28 protein-coding genes are annotated in these 24,175 nt (G+C 63.9%); 22 read left to right on the forward strand and 6 right to left on the reverse strand.

Going from position 1 to position 24,175, the window contains the following annotated elements; all coding sequences use genetic code 11:
- Positions 1 to 11: 11 nt before the first annotated feature.
- The 5 genes from odhB to NKH50_RS05605 all read left to right on the forward strand — a co-directional run bounded on the left by odhB (position 12) and on the right by NKH50_RS05605 (position 4,419).
- Positions 12 to 1,313: a 2-oxoglutarate dehydrogenase complex dihydrolipoyllysine-residue succinyltransferase gene (gene odhB / locus NKH50_RS05585; protein ID WP_352479656.1), complete on the forward strand. Its 1,302-nt coding sequence runs from the start codon at positions 12 to 14 to the stop codon at positions 1,311 to 1,313.
- A gap of 68 nt (positions 1,314 to 1,381) precedes the next feature.
- The gene (locus NKH50_RS05590; RefSeq protein ID WP_502906837.1) at positions 1,382 to 1,864 is read left to right on the forward strand and encodes a hypothetical protein; all 483 of its coding nucleotides are present in this window, start codon (positions 1,382 to 1,384) and stop codon (positions 1,862 to 1,864) included.
- On the forward strand, positions 1,861 to 2,616 hold the full coding sequence (locus tag NKH50_RS05595) for an SDR family oxidoreductase (RefSeq protein ID WP_352877217.1): 756 nt from the start codon (positions 1,861 to 1,863) through the stop codon (positions 2,614 to 2,616). The genes NKH50_RS05590 and NKH50_RS05595 overlap by 4 nt, the downstream gene beginning before the upstream one ends.
- Before the next feature lie 18 nt (positions 2,617 to 2,634).
- Positions 2,635 to 4,041, forward strand: coding sequence for a dihydrolipoyl dehydrogenase (gene lpdA, locus NKH50_RS05600; protein ID WP_352877219.1), 1,407 nt, complete (start codon positions 2,635 to 2,637; stop codon positions 4,039 to 4,041).
- 30 nt (positions 4,042 to 4,071) lie between these two features.
- Positions 4,072 to 4,419, forward strand: a complete 348-nt coding sequence (locus tag NKH50_RS05605) for a hypothetical protein (RefSeq protein WP_352877222.1) — start codon at positions 4,072 to 4,074, stop codon at positions 4,417 to 4,419.
- A gap of 373 nt (positions 4,420 to 4,792) precedes the next feature.
- Here the strand turns inward: NKH50_RS05605 and NKH50_RS05610 are convergent, their stop codons facing one another.
- Both NKH50_RS05610 and NKH50_RS05615 read right to left on the reverse strand, forming a co-directional pair.
- Positions 4,793 to 5,860, reverse strand: coding sequence for a TraB/GumN family protein (locus NKH50_RS05610; protein WP_352877224.1), 1,068 nt, complete (start codon positions 5,858 to 5,860; stop codon positions 4,793 to 4,795).
- 85 nt (positions 5,861 to 5,945) lie between these two features.
- Entirely contained in the window at positions 5,946 to 6,884 is a 939-nt protein-coding gene (locus tag NKH50_RS05615; RefSeq protein WP_352508964.1) for a tyrosine recombinase XerC, read from the reverse strand.
- A gap of 115 nt (positions 6,885 to 6,999) precedes the next feature.
- Here NKH50_RS05615 and rimM point away from each other — a divergent pair, with 115 nt between their 5' ends.
- Positions 7,000 to 7,599 carry a ribosome maturation factor RimM gene (rimM, locus tag NKH50_RS05620; protein WP_352701250.1) on the forward strand — a complete coding sequence of 200 codons (600 nt, stop codon included), beginning with the start codon at positions 7,000 to 7,002 and terminating at the stop codon, positions 7,597 to 7,599.
- On the forward strand, positions 7,596 to 8,294 hold the full coding sequence (trmD, locus tag NKH50_RS05625) for a tRNA (guanosine(37)-N1)-methyltransferase TrmD (RefSeq protein WP_352701251.1): 699 nt from the start codon (positions 7,596 to 7,598) through the stop codon (positions 8,292 to 8,294). The genes rimM and trmD overlap by 4 nt, the downstream gene beginning before the upstream one ends.
- Here the strand turns inward: trmD and NKH50_RS05630 are convergent.
- On the reverse strand, positions 8,276 to 9,028 hold the full coding sequence (locus tag NKH50_RS05630; protein ID WP_023679781.1) for a sulfite exporter TauE/SafE family protein: 753 nt from the start codon (positions 9,026 to 9,028) through the stop codon (positions 8,276 to 8,278). The genes trmD and NKH50_RS05630 overlap by 19 nt on opposite strands.
- Positions 9,029 to 9,384: 356 nt before the next feature.
- Here NKH50_RS05630 and rplS point away from each other — a divergent pair, with 356 nt between their 5' ends.
- The 6 genes from rplS (at position 9,385) to leuC (ending at position 14,405) form a co-directional block, all read left to right on the forward strand.
- Positions 9,385 to 9,924, forward strand: a complete 540-nt coding sequence (gene rplS / locus NKH50_RS05635; protein ID WP_254817835.1) for a 50S ribosomal protein L19 — start codon at positions 9,385 to 9,387, stop codon at positions 9,922 to 9,924.
- A 255-nt stretch (positions 9,925 to 10,179) separates the two neighbouring features.
- On the forward strand, positions 10,180 to 10,977 hold the full coding sequence (locus NKH50_RS05640) for a transporter substrate-binding domain-containing protein (RefSeq protein ID WP_352877228.1): 798 nt from the start codon (positions 10,180 to 10,182) through the stop codon (positions 10,975 to 10,977).
- 266 nt (positions 10,978 to 11,243) lie between these two features.
- On the forward strand, positions 11,244 to 12,059 hold the full coding sequence (locus NKH50_RS05645) for an amino acid ABC transporter permease (RefSeq protein WP_254817833.1): 816 nt from the start codon (positions 11,244 to 11,246) through the stop codon (positions 12,057 to 12,059).
- Between the two features lie 52 nt (positions 12,060 to 12,111).
- Positions 12,112 to 12,747, forward strand: a complete 636-nt coding sequence (locus NKH50_RS05650) for a class I SAM-dependent DNA methyltransferase (protein WP_352508959.1) — start codon at positions 12,112 to 12,114, stop codon at positions 12,745 to 12,747.
- 47 nt (positions 12,748 to 12,794) lie between these two features.
- Positions 12,795 to 12,923, forward strand: coding sequence for a hypothetical protein (locus tag NKH50_RS05655; protein WP_352877590.1), 129 nt, complete (start codon positions 12,795 to 12,797; stop codon positions 12,921 to 12,923).
- A gap of 72 nt (positions 12,924 to 12,995) precedes the next feature.
- Complete coding sequence (leuC, locus tag NKH50_RS05660; protein ID WP_352508958.1) at positions 12,996 to 14,405, forward strand: 3-isopropylmalate dehydratase large subunit; 1,410 nt, start codon at positions 12,996 to 12,998, stop codon at positions 14,403 to 14,405.
- Positions 14,406 to 14,465: 60 nt separating this feature from the next.
- On the opposite strand, the gene NKH50_RS05665 is transcribed toward leuC, so the two are convergent.
- Positions 14,466 to 14,777 (reverse strand): hypothetical protein, encoded by a 312-nt coding sequence (locus NKH50_RS05665; RefSeq protein WP_352508957.1) that lies wholly within the window; start codon positions 14,775 to 14,777, stop codon positions 14,466 to 14,468.
- Positions 14,778 to 14,937: 160 nt separating this feature from the next.
- On the opposite strand from NKH50_RS05665, the gene NKH50_RS05670 reads away from it, so the two are divergent.
- Both NKH50_RS05670 and NKH50_RS05675 read left to right on the forward strand, forming a co-directional pair.
- Positions 14,938 to 16,134 carry a GGDEF domain-containing protein gene (locus tag NKH50_RS05670; RefSeq protein WP_352508956.1) on the forward strand — a complete coding sequence of 399 codons (1,197 nt, stop codon included), beginning with the start codon at positions 14,938 to 14,940 and terminating at the stop codon, positions 16,132 to 16,134.
- Positions 16,135 to 16,210: 76 nt separating this feature from the next.
- Positions 16,211 to 17,431, forward strand: a complete 1,221-nt coding sequence (locus NKH50_RS05675) for a GGDEF domain-containing protein (RefSeq protein ID WP_352877232.1) — start codon at positions 16,211 to 16,213, stop codon at positions 17,429 to 17,431.
- Here the strand turns inward: NKH50_RS05675 and NKH50_RS05680 are convergent.
- A complete protein-coding gene (locus NKH50_RS05680; protein ID WP_352877234.1) occupies positions 17,415 to 17,774 on the reverse strand; it encodes a hypothetical protein in 360 nt (119 codons plus the stop codon). The genes NKH50_RS05675 and NKH50_RS05680 overlap by 17 nt on opposite strands.
- Positions 17,775 to 18,005: 231 nt before the next feature.
- On the opposite strand from NKH50_RS05680, the gene NKH50_RS05685 reads away from it, so the two are divergent.
- The 7 genes from NKH50_RS05685 (at position 18,006) to NKH50_RS05715 (ending at position 23,391) form a co-directional block, all read left to right on the forward strand.
- The gene (locus NKH50_RS05685) at positions 18,006 to 18,314 is read left to right on the forward strand and encodes a hypothetical protein (protein WP_352877236.1); all 309 of its coding nucleotides are present in this window, start codon (positions 18,006 to 18,008) and stop codon (positions 18,312 to 18,314) included.
- 316 nt (positions 18,315 to 18,630) lie between these two features.
- Complete coding sequence (sdhC, locus tag NKH50_RS05690; RefSeq protein ID WP_352479640.1) at positions 18,631 to 19,056, forward strand: succinate dehydrogenase, cytochrome b556 subunit; 426 nt, start codon at positions 18,631 to 18,633, stop codon at positions 19,054 to 19,056.
- On the forward strand, positions 19,053 to 19,448 hold the full coding sequence (gene sdhD, locus NKH50_RS05695; protein ID WP_352508952.1) for a succinate dehydrogenase, hydrophobic membrane anchor protein: 396 nt from the start codon (positions 19,053 to 19,055) through the stop codon (positions 19,446 to 19,448). Before sdhC ends, sdhD begins: the two co-directional genes overlap by 4 nt.
- A gap of 3 nt (positions 19,449 to 19,451) precedes the next feature.
- Entirely contained in the window at positions 19,452 to 21,290 is a 1,839-nt protein-coding gene (sdhA, locus tag NKH50_RS05700) for a succinate dehydrogenase flavoprotein subunit (RefSeq protein ID WP_352701260.1), read from the forward strand.
- Between the two features lie 2 nt (positions 21,291 to 21,292).
- The gene (locus NKH50_RS05705; protein WP_352701418.1) at positions 21,293 to 21,730 is read left to right on the forward strand and encodes a DUF3052 family protein; all 438 of its coding nucleotides are present in this window, start codon (positions 21,293 to 21,295) and stop codon (positions 21,728 to 21,730) included.
- Positions 21,730 to 22,509 (forward strand): succinate dehydrogenase iron-sulfur subunit, encoded by a 780-nt coding sequence (locus NKH50_RS05710; RefSeq protein ID WP_352701261.1) that lies wholly within the window; start codon positions 21,730 to 21,732, stop codon positions 22,507 to 22,509. The genes NKH50_RS05705 and NKH50_RS05710 overlap by 1 nt, the downstream gene beginning before the upstream one ends.
- Before the next feature lie 243 nt (positions 22,510 to 22,752).
- A complete protein-coding gene (locus tag NKH50_RS05715) occupies positions 22,753 to 23,391 on the forward strand; it encodes a YceH family protein (protein WP_352751447.1) in 639 nt (212 codons plus the stop codon).
- Between the two features lie 317 nt (positions 23,392 to 23,708).
- Here NKH50_RS05715 and NKH50_RS05720 read toward each other — a convergent pair whose 3' ends face one another.
- Positions 23,709 to 24,134 (reverse strand): OsmC family protein, encoded by a 426-nt coding sequence (locus NKH50_RS05720; protein WP_352508948.1) that lies wholly within the window; start codon positions 24,132 to 24,134, stop codon positions 23,709 to 23,711.
- Positions 24,135 to 24,175: the final 41 nt, after the last annotated feature.

Below are 24,175 nucleotides of genomic sequence, written 5' to 3' on the forward strand. Positions count from 1 at the left end.
GGACAGGCACAATGGCAACCGAAATCCGCGTTCCGACACTTGGTGAGTCAGTCACCGAGGCGACCATCGGCAAGTGGTTCAAGAAGGTCGGCGACGCGATCGCCGCCGATGAGCCGCTCGTCGAGCTCGAAACCGACAAGGTGACGGTGGAAGTGCCGGCCGCCGCCGCGGGCACGCTCGCCGAGATCGCCGTCAAAGAAGGCGAGACGGTCGGCGTCGGCGCACTGCTCGGCACGATTTCGGCAGGCGCCGGCGCGGCAGCCAATGCCGCCGCCGCTCCGGCAACGAAGCAGGAGGCGGTGTCGCAGGCCTCGGCTCCGACTGCGGCCTCGAGCGTCAAGCAGGCTGCGGCCGAGACGGCCAAGATTGCCGGCGACGCCGGCGCGATCGAGACGCGCACCATGCCGCCGGCGCCGTCGGCGGCAAAGCTGCTGGCCGAGCACAATCTCGCGGTCGACCAGGTGTCGGGCTCGGGCAAGCGCGGCCAGGTGCTGAAAGGCGACGTGCTCGACCTTATCGCCAGGGGCGCGCCGTCGCAGCCGGCAGAAATGCCCAAGGCCGCGCCTGTACCGGCACCCGTAGCCGCGCGCGCGCCGTCCCCTGCCGACGATGCGTCGCGCGAGGAGCGTGTGCGCATGACCAAGCTGCGCCAGACCATTGCGCGCCGCCTCAAGGAAGCGCAATCGACCGCCGCCATGCTGACCACCTTCAACGAGGTCGACATGAGCGCGGTGATGGCGCTGAGGAGCAAATACAAGGACGTGTTCGAGAAGAAGCACGGCGTGAAGCTCGGCTTCATGGGCTTTTTCACCAAGGCCGTCACCCATGCGCTGAAGGAGATCCCGTCGGTCAATGCCGAGATCGACGGCACCGACATCATCTTCAAGAACTACGCTCATATCGGCGTTGCCGTCGGTACAGAGAAAGGCCTTGTCGTGCCGGTTGTGCGCAATGCCGACCAGATGTCCATCGCCGAAATCGAGAAGGACATCGGCAGGCTGGGGCTTGCGGCCCGCGACGGCAAGCTTTCCGTCGCCGATATGCAAGGCGGCACGTTCACGATTTCCAACGGTGGCGTTTACGGTTCGCTGATGTCGACGCCGATCCTCAATGCACCGCAGTCCGGCATTCTGGGTATGCACAAGATCCAGGAGCGGCCGGTGGTGGTCGGCGGCCAGATCGTCATCCGGCCGATGATGTATCTGGCGCTGTCCTACGACCACCGCATCGTCGACGGCAAGGAAGCGGTGACCTTCCTGGTGCGGGTCAAGGAAAGCCTGGAGGATCCTGAGCGGCTGGTGCTCGACCTCTAGGGGCGGCCGACGTGGGCCGGAGTATGGATCTGCGCCGCCGGATGAGTTCGTGTCGTTTCCGGTCCGGTTTGTTTGTCACAGTCTGCGCGCTCGGCGTGCAGACGGTCTCCGGGGCCCTCGCCGCCTGCCCGCTCGAACTGGCCGTCTATGGCGATCCTGAAAACGCCGCCGAGATCGATTTCAGGCCGACCATGGAGTCGGCTACCGTCACCAATACCTTCAAGATGGTGCTCGACAACGGCGTCGTGCTCGACGGCATCGTCATGTGGACGGAGGGCGTGGCGCGGCCGCACGGCTCGATGATGTACAAATGCCCGGCCGGCGACGTCACCGGCGACGAGCTCGCCGCCTGCACCGTGTGGGAGGGCGTCATCTACACTGCCGACGACCAGGGCAATATCGCGTTGCTGCCGGGCGAAGGAAAGGATGCGCCGAAGAAGCTGATCCTGCCTGACTTGGGAGCGTCGTTGCAGATGTCGGCGGCCTATGGCGCCAACGGCTTTTCCAGGGTGCCCTGGGACGTCTTTGCCCTGAAGGGATGTCAGGAATGAGCGCGAGCGGAAAGATCCTGCTGGTGACCGGCGGCAGCCGCGGCATTGGCGCCGCTACATGCAGGCTTGCCGCCAAGGCCGGCTATCGCATTGCGGTCAATTACGCGTCGAATGCAAAAGCCGCCGAAACGGTGGTCGCCGACATCGAGGCTGCTGGCGGAGAAGCCTTCACAGTCAAGGCCGATGTCGGCAGCGAGACGGACGTATTGGCTATGTTCGAGGCTGTCGATGGCCGTTTCGGTCGGCTCGACGCGCTCGTCAACAATGCCGGCGTGGTCGACCAGAGCGCGCGCGTCGACGAGTTTAGCGCTGCACGGCTGGAGCGCATGATGCGCATCAATGTAATCGCGCCGATGCTTTGCGCCCGCGAGGCGGTGAAGCGGATGTCGACCAGGCATGGCGGCAAGGGTGGCGCCATCGCCAATGTTTCTTCGACCGCGGCAAGGCTTGGCGGGCCGGGTCAATATGTCGACTACGCCGCGTCGAAGGGCGCGCTCGATTCCTTCACCATCGGGCTTGCCCGCGAAGTGGCCGGCGAAGGCATTCGTGTCAACGCGGTCAGCCCGGGCATCATCGACACCGAAATTCATGCCTCCGGCGGTCAGCCGGATCGCGCCGAGAGAATGCGCAAGGTGGTGCCCATGCAGCGCGTCGGCACCGCCGAGGAAGTCGCAGCCGCAATTCTGTGGCTGCTGTCGGACGAGGCGTCCTACACAACAGGCGCCAATCTGGAAATCGGCGGCGGCCGCTAAAGCAAAAGGGACAGTATCATGGCCTATGATGTCGTTATCATCGGATCGGGACCAGGCGGCTATGTCTGCGCCATCAAGGCAGCGCAGCTCGGTCTGAAGACGGCGGTGGTCGAAAAGGACCCGACCTTCGGCGGTACCTGCCTCAACATCGGCTGCATCCCGTCGAAGGCGCTGCTGCATGCGTCCGAGATGTTTGCCGAGGCCGGCCATTCCTTCGAGGCGCTCGGCGTCGAGATCGGCGCGCCCAAGCTCAACCTTGGGAAGATGATGGCACACAAGGATGCGACGGTAACGGCCAACGTCAATGGCGTCGCCTTCCTGTTCAAGAAGAACAAGATCGACAGTTTTCGTGGCACCGGCAAGATAGTTGCGGCCGGCAAGGTGTCGGTGACCTCCGATGACGGCAAGGTCGAGGAGATCGAGACCAAGAACATCGTCATCGCCACAGGCTCCGACGTCGCCGGCATTCCCGGCGTCGAGGTCGATTTCGATGAGAAGGTGATCGTCTCGTCGACCGGCGCGCTGTCGCTGGACAAGGTGCCGGGCCATCTGGTGGTGGTCGGCGGTGGTGTCATCGGTCTGGAGCTCGGCTCGGTATGGGCGCGGCTCGGCGCCAAGGTCACCGTGGTCGAGTTCCTCGACACCATCCTGGGGGGCATGGATGGCGAGGTCTCCAAGCAGTTCCAGCGCCTGCTGTCGAAGCAGGGCTTCGAGTTCAGGCTGGGCGCCAAGGTGACCGGCGTCGCCAAGGCCAGGAAGGGGGTGACTGTTACCTTCGAGCCGGTCAAGGGCGGAGCAGCCGAGACGATCGAGGCGGACGCGGTGCTGATTGCGACGGGACGACGGGCCTATTCGGACGCTCTCGGGCTGAAGGAGGCAGGCGTCGACGTCGATGAGCGCGGCCGGGTCAAGACCGACGGTCATCTCAGGACTAACGTGCCCGGCATCTACGCCATCGGCGATGTCATCGCCGGGCCGATGCTTGCACACAAGGCCGAGGACGAGGGCGTGGCGGTGGCCGAAACCATCGCCGGCCAGGCCGGGCATGTGAACTATGACGTGATTCCGAGCGTCGTCTACACCACGCCGGAAATCGCCTCGGTCGGCAAGACCGAAGAAGAATTGAAGAAGGCCGGCATCGACTACAAGGCCGGAAAATTCCCGTTCAGCGCCAATGGCCGGGCGCGCGCCATGCTGCACACCGACGGCTTTGTGAAAATCCTGGCCGACAAGGCCAGCGACCGTGTGCTCGGCGTCCACATCGTCGGCTTCGGCGCCGGCGAGATGATCCACGAGGCGGCCGTGCTGATGGAATTTGGCGGCTCGTCGGAAGACCTGGCCCGCACCTGTCACGCCCATCCGACAATGTCGGAAGCGGTAAAGGAGGCGGCATTGGCGACGTTCTTCAAGCCGATCCATATCTGAGCAAACGCGGTGAATCGCAAACCTTAGAGATTGGCTGAAACGTCCAAAGCGCTCGACGGCTGCTCCCAAAAACAAAACGGCCCGCTTTTCAGCGGGCCGTTCATATATCAAATCAGCAGTTTGATCACTGAGCCGGGGCAGGTGCTGGTGCCGGGGCCGGGGCCGGGGCTGGCGCAGGAGCCGGCGCGGGTGCAGGCTCTGCCGGAGCGGGAGCCGGAGCGGGTGTTGCCGGAGCTGGCGCAGGAGCCGGTTCGGCTGGTTTCATCGGCTCGGCGGGCGCTGGGGCCGGAGCTGGTGTGCTGGCTGCGGGCGGTTCGGCAGGCGCAGGTGCCTCGCTACGTCTTCCAAAAACATAATAGGCGACAATTGCCAGGATAACGACGACCAGGGCAATCAGCCAGCCGCTGCCGCCGCCGCTTGGCCGTGCGGAGCCCGGCGAGGTGAATGGGTCGTTCGGATTGGGTGTGTTCGCCATAAAAGTGTCCTCCGTGGATGAAAAACATCAAGTAATAGCCATCAACGTACAATCGTTGAATCAGTTTCACATTAGGCGTTGAAAACGCCGAAAACAGGGCAATTCTGATCCGGAATCGCTTGCAGGCATGCATTTCCACCGCAAAATGGGTTCGATCGAGCCAAACCGAACCTTTTTCAGTTTCTTGGCACGAAGCGCGGCTGGTCCGCCGTCGCGCCACGAGCAGGGGTTGACCCAGGCTTGGCGATGATTCGGTGTGCAACTCCGCCGTGTTGTTCAGTTGACGGCAGTCACGGTATAGCCGGTCTTGCGGAAACCCTCGACCAAGCCTTGCGCTCCGGGAAGGTGCATGGCGCCGACCGCCATGAAGACATTGCCGTGGGCGAGGATCGGCGCTGCACGATCAACCATCACCCTGTTGCGGCTGGTGATCATGGTCTGCTCGAATTCGGCGTAACCCGATTGGTCGTCGACCTGTTCGGGGACGACAGCCCGAAACAGCGGTACGTACATGCCAGTGTCGCCACGGCGGTAAAGCACGATCATGGTTTCGTTGACGTCGTTCACCTTGTCGCCAAGCTTCAGCGTAACGACCAGACCCTTCAGGTGAAAGGCGATCGGTAGCGAAGCCATGGCGCGCAGCTGGTCGGCGATTGTCTCCAGCCCCTCGACTGATTTGCCCGCAGCCTCGGCGTCCTTGGCAAGCTTGACGTCGAGCACCGGCGCGCCGCCAGCCTGGCGGGCGACTTCGCATGCTGGTAGCGCCACCATCGCCGACAGCAACCAAGGTTTCATCTTGGCGACGGTCGCTGGCGGGATGCCACGCGCGTCGAGCGCCTTGTCGACCACCGCCGCGTCCTCCGGCGACAGCAGCGACGAAAGCGTCGTCTTGTCGGTGAACATCATCAGATCCGGCTCTTTCAGCAATGCTGCCATCATCTTCTGCTTGTCGAGCACTTCGGTGGTCTCAATGACGACGGTGCCAGCTGCATCGAATGCCTTCTGCGCGGCGGGTGGCAGCGTGGTGACGCGCGGGTCGGTAAGGTGCATGGTGCCGAACAGGAAGGACGGTTTTTCGCCCGATTTTTCCAGCTTCCACAGCAAGCCTTTGCCGTTCGGTGTTGCTGCCGCGTCCGCCTCGATCTTGCGGTAGCCAGCCGGGTCGTTCTTTTGCAGCGCGCTCAGCATATCGGTACCGGTGCAGGCCGGGGCCTCGGCGCGTGCCTTGCCCGCGGCGAGCAGCGCGATGATGAGGAAGGAGAGGAAAAACAGGGCGTTGAGCGCGACGAGCAGCTTCAGCGACACTTGGGTCGCGCGGTCGGCGATGGCGATGAGGCGTTTCATGCTGCGCTTGTAGGCGCAAAAAGCGGCAAAACGGTTAATCAGCGCATCAAAATTGTTGCGAGATCGTCACCTATTCAAGCGTCCATCACGCACGAGGATGAGCTGCTTCGTAAATCTCGAGCAGCCTCGCGGTGTCGACGCCGGTGTATATCTGGGTTGTCGACAGGCTGGCGTGGCCGAGCAACTCCTGGATGGTGCGCAGGTCGCCGCCGCGCCCAAGCAGATGCGTGGCGAAAGAATGGCGCAGCGCATGCGGCGTCGCGGTGTCGGGCAGGTTGAGCGCCGAGCGCAGCTTGGCCATGTCGCGCTGAACGATCGCCGGGTTGAGCGGGCCGCCGCGGGCACCGCGAAACAGCAAGCCCTTGGGATCGAGATGCCAGGGGCAGAGGCGGCGGTATTCGGCAATCGCCCGCAGCGCTACCGGCAGCACCGGCACCAGCCGCGTCTTGCCGCCCTTGCCGGTGACGCGCAGCACAGTATCACCAGGTGAGGACAGATCGGCGCCCGACAGGCCGAGCGCCTCGGAGATCCGCAAGCCGGACCCATAAAGCAGAGTCAGCACGGCGGCGTTGCGCGCGGCAATCCACGGCTCCTCCGCCAGTTGGCCTTCCACCGAGACGACGTGTTTTGCATCGCTTGCGGTCAGCGGCTTGGGCAGCGATTTCGGCTGCCGCGGCGCGCGCAAGGCTGCCGCACCTGCCGCATTGGCGAGGCCGCGCCGTTCCAGGAAACGCAGCAGCGAGCGGATGCCGGCCAGCCCGCGCCCGAGCGTGCGGGCGCCGGCGCCCTCGGCACGGCGGGCAGCGAGAAAGCCGCGCAGATCGGCCGGGCGCAGATCGGCGATGTCGGAAATACCGGGCGAGCCGCCGCAATGGCTGGTCAGGAAATGCAGGAACTGGCGCGTGTCGCGCTCATAGGCCTCGACGGTTTCGGGCGACAGCCGGCGTTCGCGCGCCAGCATCTTCAGCCAGGCCTCGCGCGCCGCCTGAAGATCGGGCTTTGCCGGTATGAGGAATTCCTGCATTGCGCTCTTCCAGTTCCCGGCCATCTTCCGGCATGCGGGTTAGGAAGCGGTGAAGAGCGGCATCATTGAAATGACGATGGGCTGGGGTTAGAGCAAGGCAAAGGATTTTCCGCAGATGAGCAAACCGCAAAACCCCGTCCAGATGGCCGTGATCGGTGCCGCGCACGGCATCAAGGGCGAATTGCGGGTCAAGAGCTTTACCGGCGACCCGCTGGCGCTGGCCGATTACGGTCCGCTCTACGCCAGGGATGGCCGCGCCTTCCAGATCGTCGACATCAGGCCTGCCAACACCGTCGTGGTGGTGCGCTTCAAAGGCGTCAACGATCGCCATGCCGCCGAGGCGCTTGCCGGCACCGAATTGTTCGTCGACCGTTCGGTGTTGCCTGATGAGGGCGAAGAGGACGAATTCTACCACGCCGATCTCGTCGGGCTGGAGGTCAAGGACGACACCGGTGCCATTATCGGCAAGGTCGTCGCCGTGCATAATTTTGGCGGCGGCGACATTCTCGACGTGACGCTGGCGGGGCGCAAAGGCGTGCTTATCCCGTTCACGCAGGCCGCTGTTCCGGAAGTGTCGATCGCCGGCGGCTTTGTCCGCATCGATCCGGCTGCGGCAGGGTTGGTCGAGGACGAGGACGGAGAATCTGCCGAGCGCGACAGCTTCGACCCCAAGGGCCGGCCGCGCGGGCCGAGGGACGCCGGAGGCAATCGATGAGTTTTTCGGCTTCGGTGCTGACGCTCTATCCCGAGATGTTTCCCGGCGCGCTTGGCCTGTCGCTGGCCGGCCGCGCGCTCGAGACCGGCATTTGGTCGCTCGAAACGATCCAGATCCGCGACTTTGCCCGCGATCGTCACCGGACCGTGGACGACACGCCGGCCGGCGGCGGCGCCGGCATGGTGATGCGGGCAGACGTGCTGGCCAGCGCTATCGACCATGCCTCGCCGGCAGGCGATCCACGTCCGCGCCTGCTGATGAGCCCTCGCGGCAAGCCGCTGACACAGCGGCGTGTGCGTGAGCTCGCCGCCGGGCCGGGTGCGGTGATCGTCTGCGGCCGCTTCGAAGGCGTCGACCAGCGGGTTATCGAATCGCGAGGCCTCGAGGAAGTCTCGATCGGCGATTTCATCCTGTCCGGCGGCGAGCCGGCGGCACTCGTGCTGCTCGACGCCGTGGTGCGCCTGCTGCCCGGCGTGATGGGCAATGCGGTATCGGGCGAGGAAGAGAGCTTTGAAAACGGCCTGCTCGAACATCCGCATTATACGCGGCCGCAGGAATTCGAGGGCCGGCCGATTCCGGAAGTGTTGATTTCGGGCAATCACAGCAAGATCGCGGCGTGGCGGCGGGCCGAAGCGGAGAGGCTGACGAAGGAGCGACGGCCGGATCTTTTAGCCGCTCAGCCCTTATCGAAATAGTAGAAGGCCAGGAACAGGCCGACGGCAATGACGAAGCCGCGCACCGCGTTCTGCGGCACGCGCCTGGCGATCCAGACGCCGGCATAGCCGCCGAGCGCGCCACCCGGGATCATGATGATCGCCTGCAGCCAGGCGATGACGCCGCCAGAGACGAAGACCAGGATGGCAACCGCAGCGATGACCACGGCCAGCATGTTCTTCAATGCGTTCAGCCGATGATAATCGCCGGACTGGGTGAGACCGAGCGTCGCCAGCATCATGACGCCCATGCCGGCGCCGAAGAAGCCGCCATAGACGGCGGTGGCGAACTGCGCCAGCGACCCGACCAGCGAACCCACGGCGGCTTCATGCTCCGGCTTGGGCGCCGGCTTCAGCCAAGGCCCGGCAGCGAACAACGCTGTTGCCGCCAGCAGCAGCCACGGCACCAAGGCGCGGAACGACGGGTTGTCGAGGCCTAGAAGGATGAGCGCGCCAGACAGCGCACCGAGAGCCGAAATGAGGCTGAGCAGCAGTGCGCCGCGCCAGAAATGCTTGATGTCGTGCCAATAGGCCAGCGTCGAGGTGATATAGCCAGGAAATTGCGTCACCGACGATGTCGCGTTGGCGACGATCGGCGGCAGGCCGGCCAGGGTCATGGCGCCAAAGGTTATGAACGTGCCGCCGCCGGCAACGGCGTTGACCGCGCCTGATAGAAAGCCGGCGAGAAAGAGCAGGACCGCGTCCAAGATTGGCATGAGGGGTGTCGTCGCTGGAGGAAAAATGCTTATCTTCCGGCTTAGAAAGCTTGACGCGCGGGCGCAACCCCCTGGACCACAAGCGATCACGGGATTGCCACAGCGGCGCCAGCCAAAAAGAAGCAGCGCCAAAAAAGAGCCAGCGAAGGCGTGACAAAGCGCCGAAATAGCTGTATGTGCGCGCCGAACCGGAAGAAAATTCTCCCGGACCCGTCAACAGTGACGGTGTAGTCGCCCCTGCCCGATGTTCTCGAACAGAAGTTCTCGAACGAAGGGCATAGCCGAGCGGTCGATGCGACTGCAAGGCGAGTGTCGGACGCTCTGACTGTCGGAAGAACAAGAAGTGGATTATTGAGATGGACATCCTCCGTCAGCTTGAGGCCGAGCAGGCCGCCAAGATCGAAGCCAAGCGCAAGCTTCCCGAATTCCAGCCCGGCGATACCGTGCGCGTTCAGGTCCGCGTGACCGAAGGCACCCGCACCCGCGTCCAGGCCTATGAGGGCGTCGTCATCGCCCGCGCCGGCGCCGGCTTCCAGGAAAATTTCACCGTCCGCAAGATCTCCTACGGCGAAGGCGTGGAGCGGGTGTTCCCGGTCTATTCGCCGATGGTCGAGGGCGTCGAGATCGTGCGCCGCGGCAAGGTGCGTCGCGCCAAGCTGTACTATCTGCGTGACCGTCGCGGCAAGTCGGCGCGTATTTCGGAAAACACCGGCGTGCGCGCCCGCAAGCTCAACGATGAAGAGCGCGATGCGCTGAACGCCGAGAAGGCGCGCATCGAGGCCGAGAAGGTGGCCGCCGCGCAGGCGCTGGCCGCCGAGAAGGCCGCGCAGGACGCCGCCGAGAAGAAGGCCGCCGACGAGGCCGCCAAGGCCGCGGAAGCAGCTGCCGCCGAATAAGACGTCGTCAAAACCCATGGTTTCGGAAAGGCGGCTTCGGCCGCCTTTTTGTTGTGCGAGGTGGATTCGATTTTGCCGGTCCGCAATCGATACGGATCGTTCCGTAATGCCGCCATTGAAAGCATCGGAAACTCATTTTCGTGCCGAGCGGCGCATCGGAGCGGCTTGCAAGGCGCCTGCGGAAAGCTAAAGTCGGCGCCGGATTTCCTGCATGCCTCGGTCGATCGAGGCGGTTCAGTTCTTGGGGAGCGTGTCATGACCAAATCGAAACTGCTGCTGGCCGGCCTGCTGGCTTGCCTTCTCTTGCCCATCGCGGCCCTGGCGCAGGCGCTGCCCGATCTTGGCGGCAGGAAAGTGGTGGTGGTGACCGAAAACGCCTATCCGCCGCTGCAGTTTATCGATGCCAAGACCGGTAAGCAGATCGGTTGGGAATATGACGCGATGAACGAGATCGCCAAACGGCTGAACTTCAAGGTCGAGTACCAGAACACCTCGTGGGACGCGATGATCCAGGCGGTTTCCGACAACCAATACAACATCGGCATGACCGGCATCACCATCAAGGACGACCGCAAGCAGAAGGTCGATTTCTCCGATCCCTATATGCGCTCGGAACAGTTCATGCTGGTGCGCGGCGACGAGAAACGCTTCACCGATGCCAAGACGTTCGCTGCCTTCAAGGACGGGCTGATCGGTGCGCAGGCCGGCACCACGCCGTTCTACACCGCCGTCTACAGCGTGCTCGACGGCAATGAGCAGAACCCGCGCATAAAGCTGTTCGAGACATTCGGCGCGACGGTGCAGGCGCTGAAGGCCGGCGACGTCGATGTCGTGCTCACCGACGGCACTGCCGGCAAGGGCTATGTCGATGCGTCCAATGGCGGGCTGAAGCTGATCGGCGGGCCGCTCGGCACCGAGGATTTCGGCTTCATCTTCCCCAAGGGCTCCGGCCTGGTGAAGCCGGTCAACGCGGCGATCGCCGCGCTCAAGGCCGACGGCACGCTCGACGCGCTCAACAAGAAGTGGTTCCTCGACTACAAGATGGGGCAGTAGGCCCGCTTGTTGCGCGCATTTCATGACGATTGTGCGCGGGAACTCGCGCTGACTCTGCGCTCGTACACCCCCCTCTGGCCTACCGGCCATCTCCCCCGCAAGGGGGGAGATCGGATTTCGCATCGGTTTTCGCTAATTTTCAGTGTTGCAGAACGGACGGCGAGGTCAAAGCTGCCGATCTCCCCCCTTGAGAGGGAGATGGCCGGCAGGCCAGAGGGGGGTGTGACAGAACGCTGCCTTCGTGACTCTGTCACCGGTACCGCTTGATGCCGTCGCCGCCTCTCGCCTCGGCCAAATCCGACTTCCCGTGGTGGCTTGCCGTGGCCGTGGCGATCGCCTTGGCCGCCGCCGTCTTCATCGTTGCCAGCGACCTCTATGCCCAGGTCTTCGCAACCGTCGCCAAGGGCATCGGCGTCACCATCTTCGTCACAGTGGTCGCCTTCGCGCTGGCTTGCGCGATCGGGCTCGGCGTCGCTCTGATGGGCCTGTCGGGCTCACGCTGGCTCAGCCAGATCGCCCGCTTCTACGTCGAGATCATCCGCGGCGTACCGATGCTGGTGCTGTTGTTCTGGATCGCCTTTGCCGGCGCGCCGGCCTTCGTCGCAGCGTGGAACGCGCTGACGGCGCCGCTGCAAAGCGCCGGCCTCTTCGGTGAGCTGCTGGTACGCGACGTCTCGCTTTTATGGCGCGCCGTCATGGCGCTGACCATCGGCTATTCCGCCTTCATCTCGGAGGTGTTCCGCGCCGGCATCCAGGCGGTCGAGAAGGGCCAGATCGAGGCGGCGAAGGCGCTCGGGCTGACGCGCACGCAGCGCTTCCGGCTGGTCGTCTTTCCGCAGGCGATCCGCACCATCCTGCCGCCGCTCGGCAATGATTTCGTCGCCATGGTCAAGGATTCCTCGCTGGTCTCGGTGCTCGGCGTCGCCGACATCACCCAGATGGGCAAGATCTACGCCGCCGGCTCGTTCCGCTTCTTCGAAACCTATTCGATCGTCGCCTATATCTATCTCATCCTGACCGTCGGCCTGTCGCTGGCCATGCGGGCGCTGGAGAAGCGGCTGCGCCACCAGCATGGGGAATAGAAGGCAGGCGAAAACGGCGCTACCATCGAGCGGACGCGACCGGGGAGGACCCATGATCATCGACAAGGCCAATGCGGCGCTTGAAGCGGTCTACACGGCCGACACGCCTGAGGCGCTCGCCAAGGCCTATGCGCAATGGGCCGCGACCTATGACGGCGAAACCGCGGCGCTCGGCTATCTCCTGCCGTTCCTGATCACCGCCTGGGTGGCGCGCTACGTGCCGCCGGGCGAAGGACCGCTGCTCGACGCCGGCTGCGGCACCGGCCTGTCGGGGCCGTCGCTCAAGGCGCTAGGCTACCACGACGTTGCCGGCCTCGACCTGTCGCAGGACATGCTGAAAATCGCCGGCGGCCGGCAGGCCTACAGCGAGCTGAAACAGGCGATACTCGGCGGGCCATTGCCCTGGCCGGACGGCTATTTCCGGGCCTTTTTCTCGACCGGCGTGTTCACCATCAGCCACGCGCCGGCGTCGGGCCTGCATGAGCTGGTGCGCATCACCCGGAAGGGCGGCCACGCCATCTTTACGGTCCGTGACCAGGTGTTTGAAAGCAGCGGGTTCAAGGCCGTGTTTGGCGAACTGGAGCAGGCGAAAAAATGGCGGCCGGTCGAGGAGAGCCCATGGTTCCGCTGCTACGCGATCGCCGAGCCCGACGCGCTGGTGAAAACCTTCGTGTTCGAGGTGCTGTGAAGCGCCTGCGAAGGCAGACGCGATTGCTGAAAAGCCAAAACATTGATATGAGCAGCGCCATGGAAGAGCTTTTTGGCGATCCGGCCTATAAAGGTTTCGTGCTGCAGGACAGGAAACGCCTGCCGTCGCGATTTTCCGCGCGCGTCTGCGGGGCGCTGACCAGCCGACTTCGCTAGGGCGGACTCGCCAGGCTGTTTCGCCGGCCGACCGGCGTCCCTTTCCCTTTTTAAATCGACGGATTTACGCACATGAGCGCACCGCGCACCCTCTACGACAAGATTTTCGACGACCATGTCGTCGACCGCCAGGACGACGGCACCTGCCTGCTCTATATCGACCGCCACCTCGTCCACGAAGTCACCAGCCCGCAGGCTTTCGAAGGCCTGCGCATTACCGGCCGCAAAGTTCGGCATCCGGAAAAGACGCTGGCTGTCGTCGACCACAACGTGTCGACTTCGCCCGAGCGAAAGTTCGGCATCAAGAACGAGGAAAGCCGCATCCAGGTCGAGGCGCTGGCCAAAAACGCCAAGGATTTCGGTATCGAATATTATTCCGAGAAGGATATCCGCCAGGGCATCGTCCACATCATCGGTCCCGAGCAGGGCTTCACGCTGCCCGGCATGACCATCGTCTGCGGCGACAGCCACACCTCGACGCATGGCGCGTTCGGGGCGCTGGCGCACGGCATCGGCACCTCGGAAGTCGAGCATGTGCTGGCGACGCAGACGCTGATCCAGCGCAAGGCCAAGAACATGCTGGTGCGCGTCGACGGCGCACTGCCGGAAGGCGTCACCGCCAAGGACATCATCCTCGCCATCATCGGCGAGATCGGCACAGCCGGGGGCACCGGCTATGTCATCGAATATGCCGGCGAGGCAATCCGTGCGCTGTCGATGGAAGGTCGGATGACGATCTGCAACATGTCGATCGAAGCCGGCGCGCGCGCCGGCCTGATCGCGCCGGACGAGACCACCTTCGCCTATGTCAAGGACAAGCCGCGCGCCCCCAAGGGCGAAGCCTGGGATGCCGCGCTCGCCTATTGGAAGACGCTGCAGTCCGACGAAGGCGCGCATTTCGACAAGGTCGTCGTGCTCGACGCGGCAAAGCTGCCGCCGATCGTCTCCTGGGGCTCCTCGCCCGAAGACGTTGTCTCGGTTCAAGGCATCGTGCCGAACCCAGACGACATCACTGATGAGAACAAGCGCACGTCCAAGCAGCGTGCACTCGACTATATGGGCCTGATACCGGGCACCAAGATCACCGATATCGAACTTGACCGCGTCTTCATCGGCTCCTGCACCAATGGCCGCATCGAGGATCTGCGCGCCGCCGCCAAGGTGATCGAAGGCAAGAAGGTCAATCCGCGGGTCAGCGCGATGATCGTGCCGGGCTCCGGCCTGGTCAAGGAACAGGCCGAGGCCGAAGGCCTCGACAAGATCTTTGTCGCGGCCGGCTTCGACTGGCGCGAGCCGGGCTGCTCGATGTGCCTTGCCATGAACGACGACCGGCTGAAGCCGCATGAGCGCTGCGCCTCGACCTCGAACCGCAATTTCGAAGGGCGCCAGGGCTTCAAGGGCCGCACCCATCTGGTGTCGCCGGCAATGGCGGCGGCGGCGGCAATTGCCGGCCATTTCGTCGACATCCGCGAGTGGAAATAGCGCAGGGCGCGCCCAGTCGGATATGAGAGTGCCCGAGCCGCAATGCGGTTCGGGCATTCTTCAGCCGGGCCGCCTGACGAATTCGTGAAATCCCTCACGTCGGCCGGGTTGGTCCTTTGCAACGACCAGCGCCAGTTGGCGCTCGTCGAAGAGTTTGAACCATTCATCCCATTCGACCAGTTCATAGCCGCCGGCATTGACCGGACGTTCGGGCTCATCCTGGTCCTGATAGGCATGCTGGCCGAAGACCAGCCTCAGCATGGGCTGCGTTCCGGCTTCGGGCGACACGTCGACGATCGCCGGAAAGCCGGCGCGCGCCGCCGCCCAAGAGCGAATTGCATCGTGATCGGTCAGCATGATCGTGTCGGCCATCGGAGCGTCTCCTGGTTGCCGTCGTGAAACGCCGCTCGCCGTTCGCGGTTCCGCCCAGCGGCTGCGTCGACGCACCTGTCGTATATTCGCTTTCGCTTAACCGCTTGTTTGGGCTTCCGCTCTAACGTCTCCTGAGGGAAGCGAGGGGAAATTACAGCGCTTGGACACCGGCCTGCTCATAGCGCTGCTCAATCCAGGCATCGCCCTCACACTCGGCACTGCATTTCTCGTGCTGTGGTTCTATCAGCGTCACCGTCCCTATCTGGCCGTGCTGGCGGCGGGCTACTCGGCCTCGGCCGCAGGCTTCCTGCTCCAGTATTTCACGCTGCCTGTCGGTATGGCGCCCACCAAGCTCATCTCGATCCTGTGCTTCACCTTTGCCACTTGCTGTCTCGCCGGCGCGGTCATTGCGCGCTATGGGCGGCGCGTGCCTTACACGGCGGTCGGCATTCTGGCCTGCGGCGGACTGGCCGCGTTCTCGTGGTTTCTTTTTGCCCGGCCGGATCTCACCTGGCGCATCCTTGCCATCAATTTCAGCTTCGGCGGCATCAGCCTGGTTGTTGCCGCCGAGTTGCGCGCAGTGCGCAACAACGGCCCGACAGAAATGGTCCTGTTCGTACTGTCGCTGCTTTCCGGCATGAACTTCCTGGCGCGGACCCTTGCCGTCGTCATCGCGCATGGGCCGTTCACCAGCTATGAAGGGCTTTACACCTCCTCCTATTGGACGACGGCGCTGCTGTCGCATGCATTGCTGTCGCTGCTTATTGCACTTTGCCTGTTTGGCGCCGCCGCGCTCGATGTGACGAAGGCCCTGAAGACCGAAACCCTGACAGACCCGCTGTCGGGCCTGCTCAACCGCCGCGGCTTCGAGGAGCGCGCCACGCTGGTGCTGCAGCACTGTGCCACGGCGCGATTGCCGGTTACGCTGGTGCTGGCCGATCTCGATCATTTCAAGGCACTCAACGATCAGCATGGCCACGCGGCCGGCGATCGCGTCATCGTCGATTTCGCCGCCAAGCTTCTGTCGGCTGCAGGTGCGCGCGGCGTTGCCGGCCGCGTCGGCGGCGAAGAGTTCGCCGTGCTGTTGCCGCTCAGCGACCTTGGCGCGGCAAGACTGTATGCCGAAACCATTCGCACGCTCTATTCGGCGGGCCGAATCGACGGGCTTCCGCCCGAGACAAGAGTGACCGCGAGCTTCGGCGTGGCCGCCCGCACCAGCCACGAAGGGCTGGACCCGCTGATGCGCCGCGCCGACGAAGCGCTCTACAAAGCCAAAAGGAATGGCCGCGACAGCGTGTGCCTGTCCCATCAGCGGCCTGAAACGGTCGTCCTTCCCAATCGGACCAGTGCTGGCTGAGCGTCAGCGGCGGCTTCGAATTAACGTCTTTTTCGCCCGTTGGTGATCTGCTGTTCGGGGGGAGTGCCAAAACGCCATGGGCAGCGCTAATTTCATCCTGCTGATCAACCTGTTCGTTGCCGGGCTGCTGGCGGCGGCCTTCATGACGATCGCGGTCTATGACGCCGGCCGGGTGTCGGCGCGCTGGCTGGCGTTCGGCTATGTGCTCGGCATGGCTTATTTCGCGATCGAGTTCAGCATTCCTGCCTTCGACAATGCGCGCCCCGTAGTTGTCGCCGCCTTTGCCGCTTTCCTTGCTGCTACCATCGCCTTCAATGGCGGGCTTGCCCATAAATACCGCGTTTCGCCGCCTTGGGCGCCGATGCTGTTCTTCCTGATCTTCGCCACCCTCGCGGTCTACTTCGTCCAGGACCTGCCACGCCAATCCTTTGTGCGAATGGCGGCCTACCAGCTTCCCTATGCGGCCATGCAATTCACCGGGCTGGCGATCGTCTTGTCGTCCAGGCAAAGACGCGAGCGGCTCGACTATATGCTGATGGCTGTCCTGGCGGCCAGCACCTTGCAATTCGCCAGCAAACCCTTCATCGCCCATGCGCTTGGGGGCTGGGGTGCCAACCCGCAATCTTATGCGCAGACCAGCTATGCGTTGGTGTCGCAGTCTGTCGGCACCGTGTTCGGCCTGGCGCTGGCGCTGGTGACATTGGCTATCCTGGTCCGCGACGTGCTCGCCGAGGCGACGTCGAAATCGGAAACCGACACGCTTTCGCGGCTGCTCAACCGTGGCGGCTTCGAGCGCCATGCCGAGATCGCACTGCGCGACGCCATGCGGCGCGCCGTTCCAGCGGCACTGGTCATTGCCGATCTCGACCATTTCAAGCACGTCAACGATACTTACGGTCATGCGTCGGGCGATCGGGTCATCGAGGCCTTTGCCGGTTTCCTCCGCGATGCCGCGGCCGACCATCATGTCGCCGGACGCATCGGCGGCGAGGAATTTGCTATTTTCCTGCCGGGGACCAATCTAGCCGCCGCCCGGCTCTTTGCCGAGGGCACGCGCAGCGCCTTCGGTGCCACGCCGATCGACTGCCTGCCCGCGAATCACCGCTGCAGCGCCAGCTTCGGCGTTGCAGAGCTTGGTCCGGGCGAAAGCTTTTCCGACCTGCTGCGGCGCGCCGACAAAGCGCTCTATCAGGCGAAGGGCAGCGGCCGCGATTGCGTGCGTGTCTCGGTGGGGCCGGCTGTTGCCCTGCCGGCGCCGTCAACCAAGGGCGGCGTGGCCGTCAGCGGCAGGGGCTGAGCTCCGGCATTTCGCCGTCGGAGAGGCCGTACATATAGCTGCGGCCCTTGACGAAAACCGGCGGCCTGTAGCAGTCGCCGCCGCGGAAATCGTCCGATTCATTTTCATAGATCACGTCGGGCTGGCCAGCACTAGTGTAGTCGGACAATTCCTTGGCCAGCTTGCCCTCGCCGACGAGGATACGCTTGTAGCCGGCGGCGCTTTCGATGACCAGATTGCCGAAGGAATCGGCATAGACGCGGTCATGATGGCGCGTCCCGGCGAATGCCGGTGCGACGACGCCGACGGCGAGCGCCGCCAATAGGAACCAGGGAAGGCGCGATCCTGCTGAATTCGAATGCATGGCGTGCTGCTCCATTGCTGAGAGGCAAGCCTCCTCGAATCAGAAATTAACCTTTTATTAACCTTTGTTAAGAGGGCAACCGCAGTCGGGGCGAGGTCCTGGAAAATATGGTTAATACCCGATCGCCCACCGGCCATCATTCGGCCATGCCTTGTTCCCACGATCGCCGGCATCGGGCGCGACTCAAAAAGCATGAAAATCCGGGGGGCTCGATACGCGGGGGAAAGCAGCATGAGATTACACCGCAGGTTTCGGGTGGCGCTGGCCATTCCGCCGCTACTGGCGGCCGCCGCCTGCGCGCCGCAGACCAGCGCGCCCAAGCTTGGCAATACGGCCGCCGCTTCCGTGTCGCTTGCTCCCGCCGCCAGCGAACCGACGGCACCGCAGCCGCGCATTGCTACTTACAACTGCGCCGACGGTAGCGTGATGACCATCGAGAACCTGGGCACGTCGGTGCGCGTGCTCGGCCAGGACGGCACCAGTGCCGAGCTGCCGGCTTCACCGGCCAAATCAGACCAGCCGTTACGGCGAGGCGCATGACGCAATCGTGATCGACGGGCGTGACGCGCTGGTGATGAAGGGCGGTGCCTCACCGCTGGCCTGCAAGCGCTGATCCGCCCCTTTGTGGCAGCCATATTTTGCAGTGCAGCGACATTGTGCCGGCTTAAGGCGACAGTCCTAATCGATTGAAGCTGAAAACGCCGCTTTCATCAGACTAAATTACGTTTTCGAAACGGTTTTCCGGCTTTGACGCGGTGCAAAAAGAGCATTAGAAACCGGCTGTCCGAAGTCGCAACCGGAAGCGGCAATGCCGCATTCCCACCTGAGGCTCCAGAGACGCCGAACTGGGGGAGCCATGAGCAAATCACCAGCCACCCGCGAATTTGCCAGACGTGAACGGCCGCTTTCGCCGCACCTGACCGTCTATCGGCCGCCGATCACCATGACGATGTCGATCGTCCACCGCATCACCGGCGGGGCGCTCTATTTCGGCACGCTGCTGGTCGCGCTGTGGCTGATGGCGGCGGCGAGTTCGGAGGCGACCTTCAATGCCGTCAACTGGGCCTTCGGCTCGTGGCTGGGACGGCTGGTGCTGTTCGGCTACAGCTGGGCGCTGATGCACCACATGCTGGGCGGTGTGCGCCATCTGATCTGGGACACTGGGGCAGGGCTGGAAAAGCATACGGCGTCGAGGATCGCCTGGGCGACGCTGGCCGGCTCGGTCACGCTGACGCTGCTGATCTGGATCGCCGGCTACATGGCGCGGGGGAGCCTGACATGAGCGGCAAAAACACCGACATGCGTACGCCGCTGGCCAAGGTCCGCGGCCTCGGTTCCGCCCGCGAGGGCACCGGCCATTTCTGGCGCCAGCGGCTGACGGCGATCTCCAACATCCCGCTGGTCCTGTTCTTCGTGGGTTTCCTGATCGCACTCAACGGTGCCAGCTATATCGAGGTGCGCGCCGCACTTGCCAATCCATTCGTGGCACTGGTGCTGGCGCTGGTCCTGCTGTCGGTGCTCTACCACATGCGGCTCGGCATGCAGGCAATCATCGAAGACTATGTGCATGGCGAAGGCGCCAGGCTGGCGCTGCTCGCCCTCAACACATTCTTTCCCGTAGTCGTCGGCGTCGCTTCGGTCTTCGCCCTGCTTAAACTGGCATTTGGAGGCTGAGTTTTGGCCAAGGACGCGAAGAACGCCAACACGGCTTCCGCCTATAGCTATGTCGACCACAAATTCGACGTCGTGGTCGTCGGCGCCGGCGGCGCCGGCCTGCGGGCCACGCTCGGCATGGCCGAGCAGGGCCTGCGCACCGCCTGCATCACCAAGGTGTTCCCGACGCGCTCGCATACGGTTGCGGCGCAGGGCGGCATTGCCGCCTCGCTCGCCAATATGGGTCCCGACAACTGGCAGTGGCATCTCTTCGACACCGTCAAAGGCTCGGATTGGCTGGGCGACACCGACGCGCAGGAATACATGGTGCGCGAAGCGCCGGCTGCGGTCTACGAGCTCGAGCATTACGGCGTCCCCTTCAGCCGCACCGAGGACGGGAAAATCTACCAGCGGCCGTTCGGCGGCATGATGATGAATTTCGGCGAGGGGCCGCCGGTGCAGCGCACCTGCGCGGCCGCCGACCGCACCGGCCACGCCATGCTGCACACGCTCTACGGCCAGTCGCTGAAGCACAATGCGCAGTTCTTCATCGAGTATTTCGCGCTCGACCTGATCATGGAGCCGGACGGCACCTGCACCGGCGTCGTCGCCTGGAACCTCGACGACGGCACCATCCACCGCTTTTCGGCGAAAATGGTGGTGCTGGCGACCGGCGGCTATGGTCGCGCCTATTTCTCGGCCACCTCCGCGCATACCTGCACCGGCGATGGCGGCGGCATGGCCGCACGCGCAGGGCTGCCGCTGCAGGACATGGAGTTCGTGCAGTTCCACCCGACCGGCATCTACGGCGCCGGCTGCCTGATCACCGAGGGCGCGCGCGGCGAGGGCGGCTATCTCGTCAATTCCGAGGGCGAGCGCTTCATGGAACGCTACGCGCCGTCAGCCAAGGATCTGGCTTCGCGCGACGTGGTCTCGCGCTGTATGACGCTGGAGATCAGGGAGGGCCGCGGCGTCGGCCCGAAGAAGGATCATATCTTCCTGCATCTCGACCATCTCGACCCGGCCGTTCTGCACGAGAGGCTCCCGGGTATTTCGGAATCGGCAAAGATCTTTGCCGGCGTCGACCTGACCAAGGAGCCGATCCCGGTGCTGCCGACGGTCCATTACAATATGGGTGGCGTGCCGACCAATTACTGGGGTGAGGTGCTGAACCCGACGGCGTCGAATCCGGACCAGGTGTCGCCCGGGCTGATGGCGGTCGGCGAAGCCGGCTGCGCCTCGGTGCACGGCGCCAACCGGCTGGGCTCGAACTCGCTGATCGATCTGGTGGTGTTCGGCCGTGCGGCGGCGATCCGGGCCGGCCAGGTGATCGACCGGACATCGGCGATCCCTCCGCCCAACGAGGCCGCCGTCGAAAAGATCATGGACCGCTTCGACCGGCTGCGTCACGCCAACGGCTCGACGCCGACAGCGGTTTTGCGCGAAAAGATGCAGAAGGCGATGCAGGAGGACGCGGCGGTGTTCCGCACCCAGGAATCGCTGGAAAGCGGCTGCAGGCGCATTTCGCAGCTTTGGGGCGAGCTCAAGGAAGTCAAGGTGTTTGACCGCTCGATGATCTGGAACTCCGACCTGGTCGAGACGCTGGAGCTGGAAAATCTGATGGCCAACGCCATCACCACCGTCTACGGCGCCGAGGCGCGCAAGGAAAGCCGCGGCGCGCACGCGCGGGAGGACTTTTCGGCCCGCGACGACGCCAACTGGCGCAAGCACACGCTGGCCCGGCTCAACGAGGCCGGCGAGGTGGCGCTCAGCTACCGGCCGGTGCACACCGAGACGCTGCTCAAGGAGGCAGACGGCGGCATCAATCCGGCCAAGATTGCGCCGAAGGCGAGAGTGTATTGACGATGGCGCTGGCGGTTGCGGGATATTCCGGCATGCCCCTTCCAGCCAAGCTCGGCCTGAAGGACGGGATGATTGCCGCCTTCGTCGCCTTGCCGGCCGAGCTGGACGACCTTGCCGAAGCCGTGGACTTTGCCGAGCTCGACCGGCTGGCTGACTGGTCGGCGATTTCGGGCGTTCATGAGAAATATGATGCCGTACACGCTTTCACCCGGCAGCGTGTCGAGATCGAGGACCGTCTTGGCGACATCGAAGCAGCGATCAAGCGGGACGGCATGGTCTGGGTCTCTTGGCCAAAAAAGGCATCGAAAGTGCCGACCGACGTCACCGAGGACGTTATCCGCACAGAGGCGCTGAAGCTCGACCTCGTCGACGTCAAGGTCGCCGCCGTGAACGAGATCTGGTCCGGGCTGAAGCTCGTCATCCGAAAGGACCTGAGGTAATGGTCGAACTGACGCTTCCGAAAAACTCGAAGATCATGGCCGGAAAAACCTGGCCGAAGCCGGAGGGTGCCACCAATCTGCGCGAATACCGCATCTACCGCTGGTCGCCGGACGATGACGAGAACCCGCGCATGGATACGTATTTCGTCGACATGGACGATTGCGGGCCGATGGTGCTCGACGCGCTGCTCTGGATCAAGAACAAGATCGACCCGACGCTGACCTTGCGCCGCTCCTGCCGCGAAGGCATTTGCGGCTCCTGCGCCATGAACATCGATGGGTCGAACACGCTGGCCTGCACCAAGGGCTGCGACGACATTGCCGGCGCGATCAAGGTCTATCCGCTGCCGCACATGCAAGTGGTCAAGGACCTGGTGCCCGACCTCACCAATTTCTACGCCCAGCATGCCTCGATCGAGCCGTGGTTGAAGACGGTGTCGCCCGAGCCGGCCAAGGAATGGCTGCAGAGCCATGAGGACCGCGAAAAGCTCGACGGGCTCTACGAGTGCATATTGTGCGCCTGCTGCTCGACCTCCTGCCCGAGCTACTGGTGGAACGGCGATCGCTATCTCGGCCCGGCGACGCTTCTGCAGGCCTATCGCTGGCTGATCGATTCCAGGGACGAGGCGACGGGCGAGCGGCTCGACAATCTCGAAGACCCGTTCCGGCTCTATCGCTGCCACACCATCATGAACTGCGCCCAGACCTGCCCCAAGGGGCTCAACCCGGCCAAGGCGATCGCCGAGATCAAGAAGATGATGGTGGAGCGACGGGTATAGGGGGCGGGCGGGTTGCAGCCGAGATCGTCTCGTCCGTAGCGATCCTTCGCGCCCCCCTCCGTCCTGCCGGACATCTCCCCCGCAAGGGGGGAGATTGGCCGTCATCTTGGCTTTCGCTAATCTCCACCATTGCAAGAATGGACGCACAGCGTTGAAGCTGCCGATCTCCCCCCTTGCGGGGGAGATGTCCGGCAGGACGGAGGGGGGTGCTGTCCCTCCGGCCTCAGAAGGATAGCCGATCCAATGACCGACTCCGACCTTCCCATCCTCTCTCCCATCGAAGCCCGCGTGCTCGGTTGCCTGATCGAGAAGAAGGAGCTGACGCCGGACGTCTATCCGCTGACGCTCAATGCGGCACTTGCCGCCGCCAACCAGAAGACGGCGCGCGAGCCGGTGATGTCGGTCGAGCTTGCCGAGGTCAGGCGGGCGCTTGGCCAGCTGGAGCAGAAGGGCCTCGTCAGGCAGGTCTTCGCGTCGCGCGTCGAGCGCTATGAGCATGTCGTGGCACAGCGCTTTTCCCTGACCTCGGCGCAGATCGCGCTGCTCGGCCTGTTGTTGCTGCGCGGCCCGCAGACGGCCTATGAATTGCTGGCGCGAAGCGAGCGCCTGGCGCGGTTGCCGTCGATCGAGGAGCTTCGCGGCAATCTCGACCTGCTGATCGGCCGAAGGCCGCCGCTGGTGCAGCAGATCGATCGCGGCCCCGGCCAGCGCGAGGATCGCTATGTCCATCTGCTCAGCGGGCCGCCGCAGCTGTCGACTGCAGCAGTGCCTCTGCAATCGTCCTCGCCGGCCTCGGATCTGGAGACGCGCGTGCAGGTTCTCGAGGAGGAGGTCGCGACACTGCGCGCCCGCCTCGATGCGCTGACCGGCGATGGGCGATAAGGATTTTCGAGACGTTGGCTGACAGCGCCCTCAACGTGACATGTTCGTTGCCGCTTTCGATCGGCTAGCGCTGCCCCTCACCGCCTACCGGCGACCTCTCCCCGTATAGTGACGGGGAGAGGGACGCTCTCATCGACGGTTTCGCCCAATAGTTAGCGTTGCAAGAAGGGTGCCGCGGCTGCGGCCAGCTTCTTTCTCCCCGTCACTATACGGGGAGAAATGCCCGGCAGGTGGGTGAGGGGCAGCGCCGGCCTCAACAATTGGCGTCCAAGACAATTGGGTCCATCTGTCTGAACGATTGCCCCGAACCTCGCCCGTCAGCCGAGTCTGGCGTCGAGCGACACCTTGATGGCGCCGAGCGCCTTCGAGACCGGGCATCCGCCCTTGGCTTTTTCGGCTAGTTCCTGGAATTTGGCGGCATCGATGCCCGGTACCTTGCCAACCAGCGTGATCGCGCTGCCGGTGATGCCGGTGCCGGGGACCAGTGTCACCACGGCCTTGGCGTCGAGCTCGGTAGCCGGAGTGCCGTTCTCGGCAAGAAGATGCGAAAGTTGCATGGCAAAGCAGCCGGCATGGGCGGCGGCGATCAGCTCTTCCGGGTTGGTGCCGGATTTGCCGCTCTCGTCCTCGAAACGCATCTTGGCAGAATAGGGCGTGCCTTTCAGCGTCCCGCTCTGGGTATCGAGCGTGCCTTTGCCTTCCTTGAAACTGCCTTTCCAAACGGCGTTGGCGGTGCGGTCCATCAATTCCTCCTTGATTGTCGTGATTGAACCCGTAGTCGGCG

Origin of the sequence: Mesorhizobium sp. M1027 (assembly GCF_040318745.1) — a bacterium.
Classification (GTDB): Bacteria; Pseudomonadota; Alphaproteobacteria; order Rhizobiales; family Rhizobiaceae; genus Mesorhizobium.